Below are 16,184 nucleotides of genomic sequence, written 5' to 3' on the forward strand. Positions count from 1 at the left end.
TAGTCAAGCGTATTAGCCCACCTGAACGTATTGTAGAATGTCGCCTACATCGCAATTCAAAACCTTACATATCGCTTTTAAATCGTTTATTTTGATGCTGTTCGAACATCCATAATACAGATTTCTAAGTGTAATCATAGGGATGCCTGTCCAATGATGAATGTCTCGTATTTTTAGGCTACGTTCAGCTAACAAAATGGCGAATCGAATTTTAATCATAGCTACCTCCTAAAAAGGCTTGTTCTCGCTCACAAACTGCGAAACTACCGCTTATTTTAATGATTTGATAGTTTGGATATCGTTTCATGTATTCCACTACAAGGTATCTCATTTCGTTTGAATCCTTCGCCTGCTCGAAGATCCAAGCAGGCAGAAGGACTTTGTGTGGTACGTTACTGTTCAATAATTTTTTCCTCTTGAACTGGTTCTGCTTCAATGATCGAATAATCTGTGACATCAATAACATCACTCATATCCTCTGATACCTCGTTTTTAATCGTTTCATCAGCCTCTACTACCTTCTGCAGCTCGATTGATTTAGGAGAATATTTTAATACTTCTTTTAGTACAGTTTTTTTAGCCATTGCGTCATAGTTAGTTTTCCAAGGGCTTGTCGAACCTTTTTGAACGGCTTGCGAAAACTGTTGAGCATGTTTATCAATACGTTCTCTTGTCCAGTAAACAAAGTCGTATCCGCCATTTTTTAAATGGTATACAGCGTAGTAACCGATTGGTTCGCCTTCTGGATTTGTCGAAGGTACATGGACAAGATCTTTGTGTAATCCGTATGCAAACGAAAATTCATCTTCCTTATACACTTCATGCGCATAAATGGCTTTATATTGACCGCTACGAACAGCTAAATCAATTAAACCTTTATAACCTAACTGGAACTGTACTTGTTTGCCATATGGGATTAAATAAGCTTGTCCTAGCCCTGTATTTGGCTCCACTCCTAGTTGAGCAGATTGCATAAGTGCTGCTAGAAAACTCATTTGGTCACATTCTAGTAGCTTTGGTGTAGCACGAACTGCTGTTAAGGCAATTCGTGCAATACGATCAGCATCCATGTGTTTAGGTAATGCTCGTTGAATTTGAGGACCCATACGCTTTAACAATTTGTTTAATGATTGTTCTGGTGTAAGACCTTGTTGTACTTGACCTTGTATTTGCGCTTTTAAGTCATTTGTAGTTGCCATGTTTAATTCGCCTCCTTAATCGACAAACGGCGAAATAATGATTCATTGCAATATTTCTTATATAGCTCCGGTTGTTCTTCCTTTAATCGCTTGCTATCAATTCGATTAGTTGTAATTGTTTTATAAGTCACTTTAAATCGATTCGAATATCCTTCTAAGGCCTCACCAAGCTTTATTTTTAGTTGATTTTCATATTCTTTACGTTGGTTTTCGAGTTGCTTTTCTTCACTTTTTAATGATTCAATCGCCTCAATTAATGTGTTCATCTGCTCATCCAACATAATGGCTGAACCATCATCCTGAGGGAACATTTTGGCTAAAAACTCACTAGCAGATGAACTACCATCAATCGCCGGAGGTACGTTAGCAAGGACATGGTTATGCCAAAAGTCTTTTTCTCGCTCAATCATTAACTCAATAAATTCATCATCACGGGCAACTTCTTTCCACACAAATGTGTTCCCACCAATCAAAACCGCAATATATGCCTTTTCAAATCCAGTGACCGCTAGATAATGTTGCAACTGACAAATATATGCTGCTGGTACTTCGTCACCTTCCCAGGCATCTTTGTTGTACGTAGATGTTGTTTTACATTCAAGGATTGCTCTCTCTCCAACGATTCGGCGGTCTAAGTTAGCTATCATAAATTGAAAATCAGGGTGTCGTAGCATACGATTCACACGCTGTACTTTTTTACGTGTTCGTCTTGCAAATTCTTGTGCAACAATATCTTCTAGTACATTGCCCCAGTACACAAATTCATTGTCGATTTCTTCAACCATTTCAGATGTCTTTTCGATGAATAACTGAAACGCTGACTTCCAGCGATTAAATCCAAGAATTGCTGATGCATCTGAACCACCGATACCGCTTTTACGTAGTTGGAGCCATTCAATACGATCCATCTTTAAAGTAGATACTGCTTCCATTCTTTTAACCTCCTGTGTTAAAATAACGATAATTAATGTTTTTTCTAAGCCACTATTGCGAGTAGTGGTTTATTTTTTTGTGCAAAATGAAGCTTTAAAGTGCTCTTCTAAGTACGTGTGAATGTTATCCATGTGAACAATATCACCGTTCGGAAACTCCATGTAATCGTCATTACTTACTATTAAACTGCCATAAAAATCCCGAAATTCTTTCTCAACCAAGTGATTTGTCAATACTCGATTAACTGTTTCGAGTGTTCCTAATACCATTGGATTCTCAACTTGAAGATTCATGTCCTCACCTTCTTTCTGATGGACTTTCCCATCAAGCAGCTCATAATGTTTCGGCTAACCAGACGAAAGAAGAGGATTATGAACTGCTTGACGAGAGCGAGTTGCGACTCGCAAACGTCGATTATTGTGGTATACTATGTGTAGACAAAACCGCACTGCTGTTTAATCGTTCCCGCGATTAAGCAGCTTTTTTTATTGCCAACAAGCAATAATCACTGGTACACCAATGGCGATGATGATTAGACCGCACTTTACACAAAATGCTTTGTGGTATTGATTGCGACCATCGTCTGGCATGTAGAAGTAATCCACTAACCACTTCACTATCTGTACCACCAATTGCCGACCGACACTAGACGTTGTTGTAACGATAACTTGCTCCATCGTTTAAACTTGAACATCCTGAACCTCCCACTGCTGGATGTGATCTATCACTCTATCTACTTCTGCTAAATCTATTTTTTGATTGGCTTGTAAAGCTTTTAAACTTCTGATGATGTCATAAGCTCTTTCAATTGCTAAGTCGTAATCTTCCATTATTAAATTGAATTCAATTGCTCCTATTGCCCCGTATATCGCCTTACGATGCTTGATTACTGTCAATACATCCACCATATAAAACCTCCTCCGATAAATGGTAATAATTGATTAATGATTGATAAAGCATCCATTCCAAACATCATGGCTGCCGCTGCAACTTGCCCATCCGTAATTTGTATCCACTGCATGAATGTTGGCATATCGATAGTTTTAGTCTCTTTTTCAAACTTAGAAATACAGGAACGGCTGCGATGTAGTTTGTCTGCCAGTTCTTGTTGTGTGAGATTGGCTCTTACTCGTAGCGCTTTTAAAATTGCTCCGTATGACATTGGTCTCACCTCCTCTCAATGTTCCAAGGCGGAACAAGGGATAGCAAAAGCAGAACCAATTGTTGTTGATAGTTGAGGTAAAATAGTGTCAAGAGGTTGTATGCCCAATCACTTAAGTAAGTACGTAGGGCTTAATTGGTCTTAATGCTTTTAGTGAATTAGGGGCTAACCCTGTATTTAAATCAATCCACTGTGTGTTGGCTTCAACCCATTGAATAAATAAGTGAGAGGGTACTAAAACACCCGCTTCTCGCAATACTGGAAAATCGGCTCTTGCAAGCAACGCTGAAGCCTTTGTATCCGCAATTCGAAGCAATTTTTTTAACTCTTCTTTCGTTAAAAACGGTGGCAACTGTTGAATTTGTACATATGTCCCCTGTAAAGTTGCTTCCATCTCCTCGCGAATCATCGTGCGAAACTCAAGCATCATATTCTTCTTAAAATCCTCGCTAAACATTACCAGCCCTCCAATCTATAGGCTGCTTTGCCCGGCAGCCTCTTCCAATGTAACTTTTCGTGGAATCCAAGAATTGATATATCGTAGCGCTAGTTGTAAATCCTGACGACGAATATCCTTATAACTGGCTACAGCAAACCGGTCTTTAATTTCACGATATAATTCACGAAAGAGTTTTGGCCGTAGTGTTGTGTCTTGTTCACATTCATAGATTTTTGTCGCTACAGCCTTTTGTACAGCACGCTGTTCACCTGACGTTAGGGTAATTTGCTCTTCAACCTTTTCATTGATAAGTGACAGTTCTTTACGGATTTCGTGTTGTTCTTTTTTAATCTCCTGCGTATCTTCAACCAAATCTGCAGTAGTACGAAGAACTGTGACAAGCGCTTGGTCTTTTGATAACGGCACAATCTTTTCTTTCATGTTGTAATACTCGTCCACTAGTTTTTCATAGGCATCCCACGCTCTATCGGTGTTAAGAGATTTTGCGTGTAACCATGCTCCCTTTTCAGTCCAAAGATACAAAGAAGCTGTATTTTTCTTAACTAACCCTAAATTTTCGAAGTGGTCCTTGAATGCTTTTAACTCTTCACCTTGTAGATAAAAGAAGTGCTTCCCTACCTTGTACCGCTCTTTATTGTTACTAAAGTTTTGTTGTACCAATTTTTCTTCTGCACCATAACTGTCTGCAATTTGAGCTGTAGTTAACACACGCTGATTGTCATGTACGATTACTTGTAATGGATTCATAAATAACCTCCAATTTTTTTGTTTTTCCAATCTACTAAACTAGTGTTAGATTGACGTTCATATTTGCTATCAAATTAAAAAATTATTAACACTTAAAGTACTATGACTAGATCACTTACTGATTTTTGAAAAATTCTCCGCTAAGTTGTTTTCTTTTTCATATCCTCCCACCTTGCTTTATATCCATCCATTAGGGATATAGAATTGCTAAAGAGCACTTGATGTACAAGAATCTTGTACATCATAACCGAATAAAAAAGCTACATCTTCATCTAAAATTCTAGAAACCGCAAGTGCCACTTCAAGACGTGGTTTAGAGTATCCAGTCTCCCAGTTAGAAATCGTTGCTTTACTAACAGTCTTCAACATATTTGCTAATTCTGCTTGAGTAAGGTTCTTTTTTTTTCGAGCTATTATTAAGTTCGAGTTTTTCAATCATATTCACCTCCACAGATATGTATGAATACCTTGTACTAACATATTAACAACAAGAATCTCATACGTCAACACTAAAGTATGATTTTTTTGTACTTTCAGTTTTATTAATGTACTTTATTATTATTAATAGTACAATTTACTTGTACAAAGGAGTGATCGAATGTTAGACCACCGCTTGAAGATAGCCAGAAAGGCAAAAAAACTTACACAAGAACAACTTGCGATACAAGTTCAAACCACTAAAGGTACAATTAGTAATTATGAAAATGGCTATAGCACTCCTTCTAATGAAATGCTTGTACTTTTAGCAAAAGCCTTAAATACTACAACAGATTATTTACTCGGAAACACTGATTATGATATACCACTTAACCAAACAGAGGACGAAGCTGAGTTACAAGCCTTCGCCAACGACCCTTCCCTACAAAAATGGTACAAGGATTTACCTAAGAATCGTGAGGAAGATTTACAAAGGCTTCGTAAAATGTGGGAGATTTTGAAGGATAGCGGTGAAATCAAATAAGGACATGCTTGCATGTCCTTTAAAACAACCCCCATTTGTAAAATATATACTATATTGGGCAATTAATATTTTTTTATCATTTACCTAGTTATATTTACGCAAGTCAAATGTAACTACATAATTGGAGGGATACATATGGAACAGTTTGTAGAACAATTAAAAAATTTAGCTAAACGTATTGACAGTTTAAAAGATTCAATATCGACAGAGGAAGCTACAAAAACAGCCATAGTGATGCCGTTCTTTCAAATTTTAGGCTACGACATCTTCAACCCATTAGAGTTCAGCCCAGAGTTTACAGCCGACGTTGGTATTAAAAAAGGTGAAAAAGTTGATTACGCGATATTAAGTGATGGCGCCCCTATGATTTTAATTGAGTGTAAGAGCATTGCCGAAAACCTTACAAAACATGACTCTCAATTATTCCGTTATTTCGGTACTACTTCCGCTAAATTTGGCATTCTTACAAACGGTATCGTATACAAATTTTTTACTGATTTAGAAGAGCCAAATAAGATGGATACAACACCTTTCTTTACATTTAACATTTTAGAGCTACGAGATATTCACATCCAAGAAATCGCAAAATTCCGAAAAGAAACGTTTGATCTTGAAAATATTTCAAGTACCGCTTCTGACCTTAAATACTTAAACGCCTTAAAAAGCTATTTATCCGTTCAATTCGATACTCCCGATGAAGAATTCGTAAAATTCCTTGTACATCAAATTTATGATGGTTTAAAAACAAAGAATGCGTTAGAAAAATTCACACCGATTATTTCAAAAGGATTAAAACAAATTGTAAACGAAAAGGTAAACGATAAATTAAACGCTGCCCTTAAATCAACTGGAGATAGTAAAGTACGTGTAACCCTTCCGGATCCAAACAATGAAGAAACAAAAGAAGAACCGGTAAAAGACGATGGTATTGTGACAACACCTGAAGAACTTGAATCCTATTCGATTGTAAAGGTAATTCTTAAAGATACAATAGCACCTGAACGTGTATTCTACCGAGATAATCGAAGTTATTTCAATATTATTATTGATAACAATATCCGAAGATGGATTATTCGCGTATTTTTCGAAAAAAACAGAAACTTTATCGTCCTAAACGACGCAGCAACAGACAAAGAACGCACTGTTCTTGACTTTGTACACCCGATTGATTTACTGAATTACAGTGAACAAATCCTTAAAACTGTTCAGGATTACGTAGAAGTGACAAATTAGTTTTAATTAACAGTAACTTAGTATTATCTGAAACGAAGGACATGTCTTAGAGACATGTCCTTTAAATAGAACATTATTTAAGAAATATTTTTAGAATTGAATATTTATAAAGGAGTTATGAAAATTGAAAGAAGTTTTAGAACAATTAAATGATATTTCCTCTAAGCATGAAACCCTATGGTTTAGAGGACATAGCTCAACAGATTACAAATTAAATAGTGGCCTTTATAGAATAAGTGCGAATAAAAATGAAGTTAGGGAGCAAGAGAATAATATGTATAATGCATTTGTCAACCTTGGCTCAATGTATATAGATAGATTTGGTTCCGGTTTAGAAAAAGAATGGAATACATTATTTCTTATGCAACATTATGGTATGCATACCCGCTTATTAGATTGGACTTCCAGTTTCATCACTGCTCTATATTTCGCAAATTATGGAAGATCCCCTGATAAACCAGCAACCATTTGGGCACTTGATCCGCTTGCATTAAATAAGAATTGTCATAATTTATATGAGAAACAACAAGATAATTCTTATGATTCTATTGGCTATATAACTTTAGATACGTTACCAAATAGAATAAAAAAGTACACAAGTTATTTTAACCATGATGTTCACATAAAAAGCTTTGCCTTAATGCCAAGAAGAAGTAATGAAAGATTAGTATCACAAAACGGATTTTTCACTGTACAAGGAACAGATAATATTCCTTTAGAAGAAGAGTATAAATCACAAATAGGAAAATTTTTATATAAAATAGAATTGCCTAGTTCTACCTATGAATCTAGTAAAAAATATTTACAAGTAAATGGTATTGATTATTATTCCCTATTTGGTGGAGTTGATGGTCTATGCAGATATATTAAGGACGAATTACTTAAAATAAAATTAAAAAATTTATAAATGAAAGGGAGAAAAAATTAATGCCTATTATTTCTTTTATGAATATGAAGGGTGGAGTAGGAAAAACTACTCTTTGTGTTAATATTGCTAACGCAATTGCTACATACCTGAAAGAACCTGTTTTAGTTATTGATATGGACCCTCAATTTAACGCTACTCAATATGTTTTACGTGTTTTGCATAGCGAAGATCATGTTAAAAAATATGATGAGTACAAGAAACAAGGTAAAACAATTTATAATATTTATAAAGAGCCCGATAAAAAGGAAAAACCTACTGAATCAGAAGCATCTAGAGCTTTATTTAATGTAAATAAGATTGATGACAGTCATTTAAAAAAAGATTACACTGTTAATGTAAAAGAAAATTTTGATATGTTGTTTGGGGATGTAGATCTATTAGAGCTACAAATTGCCCAAAAATCTGGTGTTGAATCAGTATTATCAAAACATATTGAACTTGCTGGTCTAAAAGCTAAATATAAGTACATATTGATTGACAGTCCACCTACTTATTCTGTGTTCTTTATAAGTTCTTATCTAAGTTGTGACGGCTATGTACTACCTGTAAAACCAGATTATTTATCTTCTACTGGTATTGCATTGATGCATAGAGCTGAAGATTCTATTATGCAGACTTTTGGTGAAAAAAAAGTCGCACTTGGTATAATTTATACACTTATAGACCCTAGGAATCAATTACATACTCCAGTTCAACAAAATATTGTTCAAGATGTCGGAAAAGAGAATATTTTTAATACTGAGTTAAAATACATTAAAGCTGTTCCTGACGGATTACGTACTGGAGATTTCATGCTTGATATCCATGAGAATGACTTATCTAAATCAATTAAACTACTAACTGAAGAGTTAGAGCAAAAAGTTAATAACAGATTAGAAAAATAAAAAGGAGGGAATTTTTTTGAATTCAAAGGAAGAAAAAGTGGTTAAGGACTTTTTATTAGAATTCGAGAATATTAAGGAATCACAGTTATCTATTAGCTGGATAATACCCTCACTTATTTTATCTCGAAAATTATTTAAAAACCAATCACATACAAAAAAATTTACTAATGAGGTACTTTTAATGGATTTTAGAGATTATGTATATAAATCTCGTCCATTATTATTAGGTAAAATAAACAAAGAAATAATAAGCTTAGAATCAGATAAAGCGTTAACAATTCTCAATAATATAGTAAAATTTATATATTCTTTAGATGATTCAAATAATAGCCAGCCTAATAATAAAAAAAATATGGATTCATTCTTTAGTGAATGGTCCCAATTTTTAAAATCCCAATCTAACCCCCCTAGCAAATAGAGGGGTTTTATTATAAATCACAAAAGAACATATGTTCTAATTAATGGAGGTGATTATATGTACTATAGTCATTTAGAAGATTTCATTAAAGAATTCTACTTTAAAATGAATATCATTACTCCTCCCCTTTTGGATTTTAGAGAAATTGCTAAAAATTTAGGTATTAAAGTTTTTTATTGGTCAGAAACTAGTCAAGCGTTATATGCGAACGACCTACCCTACATATTCTTAGATGAATCCCTTACCCAGCAGCAACAATGGCAGGATTTTTGTCATGAGTTAGCGCATGTGTTACTACATACCGGGGATCAATTCTATATGTATCCCCTCTTCCGTGAATACCAAGAATATAAAGCTAATAATTTTATGTATCACGCCTGTATGCCTACCTTCATGTTGGATGAATTACAGCTATATGATTATTTGCCTCAAACCGTGGTAAAACTTCAAGAGTTATTTAATGTTGAATATGAATTTGCTTTGAAGCGTTTAACACAATACTTAAACAAGCGTTTCTATGTTCCATATTGGAACAGCAGGAAATGTTGAAATTACTGCTTGCTATGGGAAGATAAAAGTATCCGTACTTTATTTTAGAGGTGATTTTATGTTTTGTGAGAGAATCGACAAACATACTTGGCGATGTATTGGAGAAGGTCCTCGTCACCCTATTACAGGCAAGCGTAGGCAAGTTACTAGACGTGGTAAAACGAAAAAGGAAGCTGAGGAAAAAGTAAAGCAAGGTGTTGCTGCATTAAAACATCAGTTTACGATTGATCCAGAAATACGTTTTGCAAAATTCTATAACCAATGGCTTACTCTCTATCGTCTGAAAGGAAACAAAGAAACCACTGTTAAATATAGAGAGTACTGTTTATCTGTCCTCAATCGATATTTAGCGGATTACAAATTAATTAATATTACAACGGTTCGCTATCAAAATGTCATTAATGACTTATTTGAAAAAGGCTGCGCCTATTTTACCCTTAGAGGCATTCAAAACGCTGCTAAGATGATGTTCAACTATGCAAAAGAAGTTGGTCTTATTGAGATTAATCCAGTAGATGGAGCCTTCGTTCCAAAAAAGAAAATGACGTTGGAACAAGTGAGTGGCCAAGATGTAAGCCAGTTGTTTTTAGAAGCTGAAGAATTAAAGGTGTTTTTAAGAGAAACAGATCAATATCCTAATATCGCTTATCGCACAATCATTTACACAATCGCATTTACGGGCATGCGTCCAGGTGAAGCCCTTGCTCTCAAACTTGAGGATGTGGACTTGAACAATAAAACAATTCGCATTAACAAGACTAATTATGCGAAAGGTGACCGAAAAAAGGACTTTGAATTAACGCCCCCTAAAACAATTGGAAGTGTTCGAATTATTGACATCGATGATATTGTAGTCGAGAAAATTCAAGAACTTATCGCTTTCCGTAAACTGAGCAAATGGCAAGATCATGGGTATGTTTTTGGTGAGCAAGATGGCTTCCCTACTACCGTTAAAATGCTTAATAGAGCTGTTAAACGAATTGCTTCAAGAACGAATATTGACAAACCATTCCGCACGTATATTTTACGTCATACGCACATTAGTCTGCTGGCAGAAGCTGAAGTGGACTTGAATTATATTATGAATCGAGTAAGCCATAAAAACTCCGATACGACGACAAAAATTTACCTTCATGTAACAGGTGGCATGCGAGAAAACACTTCTAAAAAAATGCATGCTAAATTCACCGCCCTATTGAATGATTAATTCTCAAAAAACTGTTTGGAATTAAAAAAAGGATAAATGTTGCTGTTTGGTTGCTTTTTTGCAAAATCAGCTTCATTTATCCTCTATAAACGTTGATATATCAAGGTTCTCCCAAAACCCGACCCCTTACATTCGTCGTAAGCATTCATGCTTTTACCCTCTTTCATATGTAATCACAAAGCCCATTATAGCAAGGTTTCTTACGAAAGTACAAAAACTTGTTTTCGCCCAAATTCACATGTTTTCGGGAGAAATATGACTTTTTCGTGACTTTTTCGTGACTTTCGTGACTTTTTTTGTGTAACGAAGTGGCATTGGTTGTGGGTTGTTACACACCTAAAAAATGGATTTATTTATTAGTATTACATTTTTATTATCAAAAAGTGTCGATTTTTATTATGGTAAATTAAATTATTAATGGTTAAAGTTGTTACTGCAGGGTATTTGGAATAATGCCCTTAGATATTTTGAAGGAGGATACATAAGTGATTAATTTGTTCAAAAAAGGGTTTTTTTATTTAGCTATAACATTCTTAGCCTTTGTTAGTATTGGTTTTGAAAGTGCATCTGCAGCAGACTTCGCTGATTACGAAGAAGGAGTAACAAATTTAAATAATACCCCTGAAAATAGTGCGGTAGTTGGGAGTAGACTTTTAAAACCTGAAATTGGTTGGAAAAGATATGATGTTCCAAACTCTTTGGTAAAATATACAAATATGCATTCATTTTCAAGTTCATCCTTATACAAGGGAACACGTATAGAAGGTACTGCTAAAGATATGAGTTTTACCTTCTTTTTTGAAGGAACTAAATTTATGTTACTTGACTTCATCTATAGTAATAGAGCGACTTTCTCAATCAATATAGATGGTGTTTCAGAATCAGCTTCGGCAAAAGGAGGTGATTCTAGCTCACAGACTGTATTCTACAAAAAAGTAGATTTGCCTTATGGTAAACACAAAGTTCAGATAGATATAACAAACAACATAAAGAATGAGTATTTTGCAATAGACGCTATTGATGTAGATGGATTTTTAATATCTGAGAATGATATTCCTAATACAGACTCCATTACTTTAGACAAAAATAATCTAGAACTATCTGAAGGTGAAGCAAAAAAGCTTACTGCTGTAGTTACTCCAGACAGCGCAAATATTATTTGGACAAGTAGTGATGAAAGTATTGCAACTGTAGATTTAGACGGCAATGTAACTGCTATTAAGGAAGGAATAATTACTGTCACAGCACAACTTGCAAATACAAATCTAACTGCAAACTGCACTGTAACTGTTAAGAAGCAAGGAAGTCTAGAAACTGAATCTATAACATTAGATAGGAATGCACTTGAGCTACTTGAAGGTAGCAAAGATAAATTAACTGCTACAGTTTTACCTGCAGACTCATTAAATAAAAATTTAATTTGGTCAACAAGTGATGAATCTATTGCCACTGTAGACCAGAACGGTAATGTGACTGCCATTAATGAAGGTAAAGCAATTATTACTGCTAAAGTCGAAAATACAAAACTGGTTGCTATTGCTACAGTTATTGTTAAGAAACCAAATAATGAATCTTCTAGTGCTATCCTTAGTATCACACTAGTAAACGGTATTACAAAAGAATATGATGTTACTAATACTGTTTTAAATAGTTACTTGAATTGGTTTGAAAGTGCTCAAGGTACTTCAACTTTCAAATTCACAAAAACTATCTCACCTTATAAAAAAGTAACTGAATATATTGTACACGACAAGATTGCTTCATTTGAAGTAAGAGAGTATTAATCAAGAGACCGCCCTCCACAATGATTAAGTGGTAGAGCGGTCTTTCTATTTTATTTATTACGTCTTTGTTGAATCGTAATATACAAACCAATCAAACGATCCGTCGTCATGATTGGACTGGTACCCATAGAGGCAATCCGTATTAGGAGTAAATTACATGACAGAAAAAGAGTACTTAGAGTTTAAAAGCCTTCTCGAAATGAATGATGAACTGAATTTTTATTATAAAGGTGAGGAATATTGGATAAGTCATAGTCGTGGTAAATCTTATCTATCAAGAGTTAAAGATAAGTATTCTCAAGAATTTAATGGCTATGAAGAACTACTTGAAAAAGGAACAATTGAAGGTATGAAAATCTCAGAAATATATCCAGAATTAAAATGGTAAAAAAGGTTCTTTGAATGCGCAAAACAGTAAGGTGCCAAATGAAATTCATTTGGCAGCCTTTTACATATGAACACCTAGGTTTTGCAATTTCTATAATTGAAGTCAACAAGACAAGTATTTGTACTGTGTCTAACTATTTTTATTATTTCTACGTTGCTCAATCGTAATATACAATCCAATCAAGCGATCCGTTGTCATCACACCATTTTGTAAATCCTTCAAGTGCGAACCTTGAATAATACCATCCTTCACCGCCTGTGCAATAAAGTTCTCTGTCTCTGTTCTTATAGCTGGTGAACCAGGATTCCAAATTGTATTAGCCACCTTAATCTCCTCCTTCTTGTCTTCCACAATTAATTGGACTTTCATTTTACTGTTGCTTGGCACAATTACAAGTCCTTCTAATTTGTACCCTCTAGGCATCTTCCAATTGCGGTTTACTTCGAAATGTGGTCTATCAATTCTGCGTGCCCAATCACCGCCCAACGTAATGCCTAACTTACGAGCTATTGCTCCGACTTTTGTTAATGTATCTACATCATATAAGTGTTTCGGGGGAGCCACGGCAATGTCCCATGCTAATCGTGAAGTGTGATTACTCTTCAGTGTCCAAGTTACAATTTCCCTGGTCTTGTTCGACCTTGTGCATATAGATAATTTTGCCTTGCCTGCGAACGGTAGGTTTCTGTAACGAAGATATTTTGAATACCTGCTTTATAGCACTGTTGAAAGAGCAATCTGCAAGCCGTTTGAGCTACTGGTAGTAATTCACCTAAATCTAGACATGTTGTTGTGACACTCATTGTTTATCATCCTTTTTCTCATCGTTATCGATTTGAAGCTGCTTAAAAGCATTCGTTAAAAACTTAGGCACTCTCATTCCTAACTTACCAAGATTCTCAATCATACTGATTCCTTCCGATTAGAAAAAGAATCATAGCATTGCGCATAAAGTTTCCACTCTCTGTTGCTAAGTCCAGTTGTACTGTAGCAATCACCATCAAAATCATCGCCAGTTTTTTAAACAGTCCTATTAAGGCTTTTCTACTATCAACGTTTTTCACAACAAAACGCAACCATAACGCCCAAAATATAATCAATCGCCATAAAAATAACGAGTGCTTTAATTAAATGGTCAATCCCACCAACAAAATAGGCGACCCCTGCCATGGAGCCGCCTACGAGTGATGTATATAATGTGTCTGTTTTCATTGGATACCTTTCTTTTTGCATAATAAAAGCCTCCACAGATGATTGTAGAAGGCTTAAAATCTATTGTAATTTTACTTATTTTGAAACGATCAAGCATTTAAGTCTGTTATTGAAGGGATAGTAATTTCCTTAACACATGAAATTGGTGATAAATTAATCACACATTGCACAATAGATACAATATCTTGTACAGGTATACGTGTACCTTCATATAAATCAATTGCCTTTTCTGCACCTTCTTCATAAGGTACTTCTGCTGCTAGCTCCCCTGGATTAATACAAGTGACAGGAATTTTATCTCCTCTCAAATGTTCACGTAGAGCATTTGTAATGCCTCGTAAGCCGAATTTAGATGCAACAAATGAAACTTGTGAACTATTTGTATGTTCTAAGCCAGCCGTTGAACCAATTAAAATGACTTTTCCATTTTTAGCTTGTCTTAAGTTTGGTAGAAGCGCTTGAATATACGTAATAGTAGAAGTTAGATTTATATTGATTAAGTTGGAAATATCTTCAATTTCATCCTTATCAAATGTATAGTCATCTTCGAAACCACGCTTTTCCCATACGCCAACATTATATATTAATACATCTATTGCAATGTCTTTTAAGGTTTCCTTTAAAGAAGAGATTTGTTGTTGACTTGATAAATCTATTGAGAGCCATTTGCGATTTACACCATCATTAATATCCAAACTTTCTGGTCGTGTTCTTGACACCATCCATACTGTATCTCCCTCTATGGGTAGACCTTTTACAAAGGCGTCGCCAAGCCCTTGACTTGCTCCAAAAATAATAAAGTCTTTACTCATCCAATCTTCCTCTCCAATAACTATCTTTTGATTATTTAAGATTGAAAACAACATAACAATTAAGTCTATTATATTGTATAATATTATTATTTCACTTCATTCTTTTGACTGAAATTCATAAATTTTCCTATCATTTTCTTGTTCTAGTTTGTGATACACCACTTGGCGCAAATTCGATAGATTTGGTACTTGATTACGTTTATGTGGACGTGCTAGCACATAGTTATACCAGATAGCTACTAGTCCACTCTGTTCATTAAACATTTTGTTCGCCTCCTTCTGATTCCTTTGCAATTAACGAGGAAAACTCTATAATCGCCCTTTCCTGCTCTGCTAAACGTTGCTCTTGGTTCGCTATAACGTTGACATGCACCCTATTGTTGTATCACGAATATCATTAGTTATATGCGTTCGCAAGGTTATATATCTTAAACAACGCTTTGGTAGCTTTATATACTTCAATTAACGTAACAGGTTAGTTGACGAGTTATATTTGTTTTATAATGTAAAAATTGGTAAAATAAATATTGACTTTTAAATGTTACAAATAGTGGGAGATGTTAATTGTGCATTCAACATACGTTCTTTACAATATTGTTCCTTTCGGATTTCTAATTTTGCTAGTATATATTTTTATTGATGTATTTCTTGACTATTTTAGAAAAGAAATAAAAAGTAATAAAAAACGAATTATTCTATATAGCTTTATCTTTTACTTAATAAGTTTAATTCAAATTAAAACTGGTGGATTCACACTCCCTCAAAATCCAGCAGACAATAGTAGAGGATTTATTTCAACGAATGACTGGTTTGGAATATTTGATACGATGCACTTTCATATTTCTATTTTTAGTTATTCAGCTTTATTTTATAATTTTATTTTATTTGTACCATTTGGGATTTTTTTATTACTCCTTTTCAATTTAAAAAGTAACAAAAAAGCAATTTCTATTGTTGTTTTAAGTTGTTTAGTGATACATTTCGCCCATCTTTTACTTGGGCGGTCTGGTTTTACTAAGAGCCACTTTGGTAATATGGATATTTTCTGTTCGTTATTTAATGTTTTGGGTGGGGTCTTAGGAATCTTTTTAGTAAAGTACGCAGTAAATTATATTCACTCATATAAATTAAACACCCAAACAAAAATTGTCGATTAAAATATACACCAAAAAGGCACGAATGTTGTTAAATCAACGTTTTTGCCTTTTCACTTTAACTATTGATTGTACATTTTTTTATACAAATTGCACAAACAGTAGAGCATCTATACTTACAGAGTTTGTTTATAAATTTGCATAAAAACTTGT

General features: G+C 34.5%; 26 protein-coding genes and 1 pseudogene. 10 read left to right on the forward strand and 17 right to left on the reverse strand.

Features of this window, described 5'->3' with window-relative positions; translation table 11 throughout:
- Positions 1-12 precede the first annotated feature (12 nt).
- From LO754_RS13055 to LO754_RS13100, 11 genes are all read right to left on the reverse strand, one after another.
- Positions 13-219 carry a helix-turn-helix domain-containing protein gene (locus LO754_RS13055; RefSeq protein WP_231784554.1) on the reverse strand — a complete coding sequence of 69 codons (207 nt, stop codon included), beginning with the start codon at positions 217-219 and terminating at the stop codon, positions 13-15.
- The gene (locus LO754_RS13060) at positions 212-403 is read right to left on the reverse strand and encodes a hypothetical protein (RefSeq protein ID WP_231784555.1); all 192 of its coding nucleotides are present in this window, start codon (positions 401-403) and stop codon (positions 212-214) included. The genes LO754_RS13055 and LO754_RS13060 overlap by 8 nt, the downstream gene beginning before the upstream one ends.
- Positions 393-1,199, reverse strand: coding sequence for a recombinase RecT (locus LO754_RS13065; protein ID WP_231784556.1), 807 nt, complete (start codon positions 1,197-1,199; stop codon positions 393-395). The genes LO754_RS13060 and LO754_RS13065 overlap by 11 nt, the downstream gene beginning before the upstream one ends.
- A gap of 2 nt (positions 1,200-1,201) precedes the next feature.
- A complete protein-coding gene (locus LO754_RS13070; RefSeq protein ID WP_231784557.1) occupies positions 1,202-2,131 on the reverse strand; it encodes a lambda-exonuclease family protein in 930 nt (309 codons plus the stop codon).
- Between the two features lie 69 nt (positions 2,132-2,200).
- Complete coding sequence (locus tag LO754_RS13075) at positions 2,201-2,425, reverse strand: YqaI family protein (protein WP_231784558.1); 225 nt, start codon at positions 2,423-2,425, stop codon at positions 2,201-2,203.
- A 192-nt stretch (positions 2,426-2,617) separates the two neighbouring features.
- Positions 2,618-2,749 (reverse strand): hypothetical protein, encoded by a 132-nt coding sequence (locus LO754_RS23465; protein ID WP_255702567.1) that lies wholly within the window; start codon positions 2,747-2,749, stop codon positions 2,618-2,620.
- A 63-nt stretch (positions 2,750-2,812) separates the two neighbouring features.
- Positions 2,813-3,040, reverse strand: a complete 228-nt coding sequence (locus tag LO754_RS13080) for a hypothetical protein (RefSeq protein WP_231784559.1) — start codon at positions 3,038-3,040, stop codon at positions 2,813-2,815.
- The gene (locus tag LO754_RS13085; protein WP_231784560.1) at positions 3,025-3,294 is read right to left on the reverse strand and encodes a helix-turn-helix domain-containing protein; all 270 of its coding nucleotides are present in this window, start codon (positions 3,292-3,294) and stop codon (positions 3,025-3,027) included. The genes LO754_RS13080 and LO754_RS13085 overlap by 16 nt, the downstream gene beginning before the upstream one ends.
- Before the next feature lie 112 nt (positions 3,295-3,406).
- Positions 3,407-3,751 carry a DNA-binding protein gene (locus tag LO754_RS13090; protein WP_231784561.1) on the reverse strand — a complete coding sequence of 115 codons (345 nt, stop codon included), beginning with the start codon at positions 3,749-3,751 and terminating at the stop codon, positions 3,407-3,409.
- 15 nt (positions 3,752-3,766) lie between these two features.
- A complete protein-coding gene (locus LO754_RS13095) occupies positions 3,767-4,501 on the reverse strand; it encodes an ORF6N domain-containing protein (RefSeq protein WP_231784562.1) in 735 nt (244 codons plus the stop codon).
- 207 nt (positions 4,502-4,708) lie between these two features.
- Complete coding sequence (locus tag LO754_RS13100; RefSeq protein ID WP_231784563.1) at positions 4,709-4,936, reverse strand: helix-turn-helix domain-containing protein; 228 nt, start codon at positions 4,934-4,936, stop codon at positions 4,709-4,711.
- Between the two features lie 163 nt (positions 4,937-5,099).
- Here LO754_RS13100 and LO754_RS13105 point away from each other — a divergent pair, with 163 nt between their 5' ends.
- The 9 genes from LO754_RS13105 to LO754_RS13145 all read left to right on the forward strand — a co-directional run bounded on the left by LO754_RS13105 (position 5,100) and on the right by LO754_RS13145 (position 12,853).
- Positions 5,100-5,462, forward strand: coding sequence for a helix-turn-helix transcriptional regulator (locus tag LO754_RS13105; RefSeq protein WP_231784564.1), 363 nt, complete (start codon positions 5,100-5,102; stop codon positions 5,460-5,462).
- 135 nt (positions 5,463-5,597) lie between these two features.
- Positions 5,598-6,695, forward strand: a complete 1,098-nt coding sequence (locus tag LO754_RS13110) for a type I restriction endonuclease (protein WP_231784565.1) — start codon at positions 5,598-5,600, stop codon at positions 6,693-6,695.
- 124 nt (positions 6,696-6,819) lie between these two features.
- On the forward strand, positions 6,820-7,602 hold the full coding sequence (locus LO754_RS13115) for an FRG domain-containing protein (protein WP_231784566.1): 783 nt from the start codon (positions 6,820-6,822) through the stop codon (positions 7,600-7,602).
- 20 nt (positions 7,603-7,622) lie between these two features.
- Positions 7,623-8,507 carry a ParA family protein gene (locus LO754_RS13120; protein WP_231784567.1) on the forward strand — a complete coding sequence of 295 codons (885 nt, stop codon included), beginning with the start codon at positions 7,623-7,625 and terminating at the stop codon, positions 8,505-8,507.
- Between the two features lie 16 nt (positions 8,508-8,523).
- Entirely contained in the window at positions 8,524-8,925 is a 402-nt protein-coding gene (locus LO754_RS13125; RefSeq protein ID WP_231784568.1) for a hypothetical protein, read from the forward strand.
- 57 nt (positions 8,926-8,982) lie between these two features.
- Positions 8,983-9,474, forward strand: coding sequence for an ImmA/IrrE family metallo-endopeptidase (locus LO754_RS13130; protein ID WP_231784569.1), 492 nt, complete (start codon positions 8,983-8,985; stop codon positions 9,472-9,474).
- Positions 9,475-9,532: 58 nt separating this feature from the next.
- Positions 9,533-10,681: a site-specific integrase gene (locus LO754_RS13135; protein ID WP_231784570.1), complete on the forward strand. Its 1,149-nt coding sequence runs from the start codon at positions 9,533-9,535 to the stop codon at positions 10,679-10,681.
- A gap of 485 nt (positions 10,682-11,166) precedes the next feature.
- On the forward strand, positions 11,167-12,465 hold the full coding sequence (locus LO754_RS13140) for an Ig-like domain-containing protein (RefSeq protein ID WP_231784571.1): 1,299 nt from the start codon (positions 11,167-11,169) through the stop codon (positions 12,463-12,465).
- Positions 12,466-12,622: 157 nt separating this feature from the next.
- Positions 12,623-12,853, forward strand: coding sequence for a hypothetical protein (locus tag LO754_RS13145; protein ID WP_231784572.1), 231 nt, complete (start codon positions 12,623-12,625; stop codon positions 12,851-12,853).
- A gap of 129 nt (positions 12,854-12,982) precedes the next feature.
- On the opposite strand, the gene LO754_RS13150 is transcribed toward LO754_RS13145, so the two are convergent.
- The 6 genes and pseudogenes from LO754_RS13150 to LO754_RS13170 form a co-directional block, all read right to left on the reverse strand.
- Positions 12,983-13,417, reverse strand: coding sequence for a M15 family metallopeptidase (locus tag LO754_RS13150; RefSeq protein ID WP_231784573.1), 435 nt, complete (start codon positions 13,415-13,417; stop codon positions 12,983-12,985).
- Positions 13,418-13,467: 50 nt separating this feature from the next.
- On the reverse strand, positions 13,468-13,656 hold the full coding sequence (locus LO754_RS13155; RefSeq protein WP_231784574.1) for a M15 family metallopeptidase domain-containing protein: 189 nt from the start codon (positions 13,654-13,656) through the stop codon (positions 13,468-13,470).
- A pseudogene (locus LO754_RS13160) lies at positions 13,653-13,863 on the reverse strand (phage holin family protein). Before LO754_RS13160 ends, LO754_RS13155 begins: the two are co-directional and overlap by 4 nt.
- 40 nt (positions 13,864-13,903) lie before the next feature.
- Positions 13,904-14,086, reverse strand: a complete 183-nt coding sequence (locus LO754_RS23470; RefSeq protein ID WP_255702568.1) for a phage holin family protein — start codon at positions 14,084-14,086, stop codon at positions 13,904-13,906.
- Positions 14,087-14,154: 68 nt separating this feature from the next.
- Positions 14,155-14,877 (reverse strand): SDR family oxidoreductase, encoded by a 723-nt coding sequence (locus LO754_RS13165; RefSeq protein ID WP_231784575.1) that lies wholly within the window; start codon positions 14,875-14,877, stop codon positions 14,155-14,157.
- A 96-nt stretch (positions 14,878-14,973) separates the two neighbouring features.
- Complete coding sequence (locus LO754_RS13170) at positions 14,974-15,141, reverse strand: hypothetical protein (protein WP_229386909.1); 168 nt, start codon at positions 15,139-15,141, stop codon at positions 14,974-14,976.
- A gap of 293 nt (positions 15,142-15,434) precedes the next feature.
- Here LO754_RS13170 and LO754_RS13175 point away from each other — a divergent pair, with 293 nt between their 5' ends.
- The gene (locus LO754_RS13175) at positions 15,435-16,034 is read left to right on the forward strand and encodes a hypothetical protein (protein ID WP_231784576.1); all 600 of its coding nucleotides are present in this window, start codon (positions 15,435-15,437) and stop codon (positions 16,032-16,034) included.
- The last annotated feature ends 150 nt before the right edge of the window (positions 16,035-16,184 follow it).

The organism is Lysinibacillus sp. GJ-1 (genome assembly GCF_021166035.1).
Lineage (GTDB): Bacteria > Bacillota > Bacilli > Bacillales_A > Planococcaceae > Lysinibacillus > Lysinibacillus sphaericus.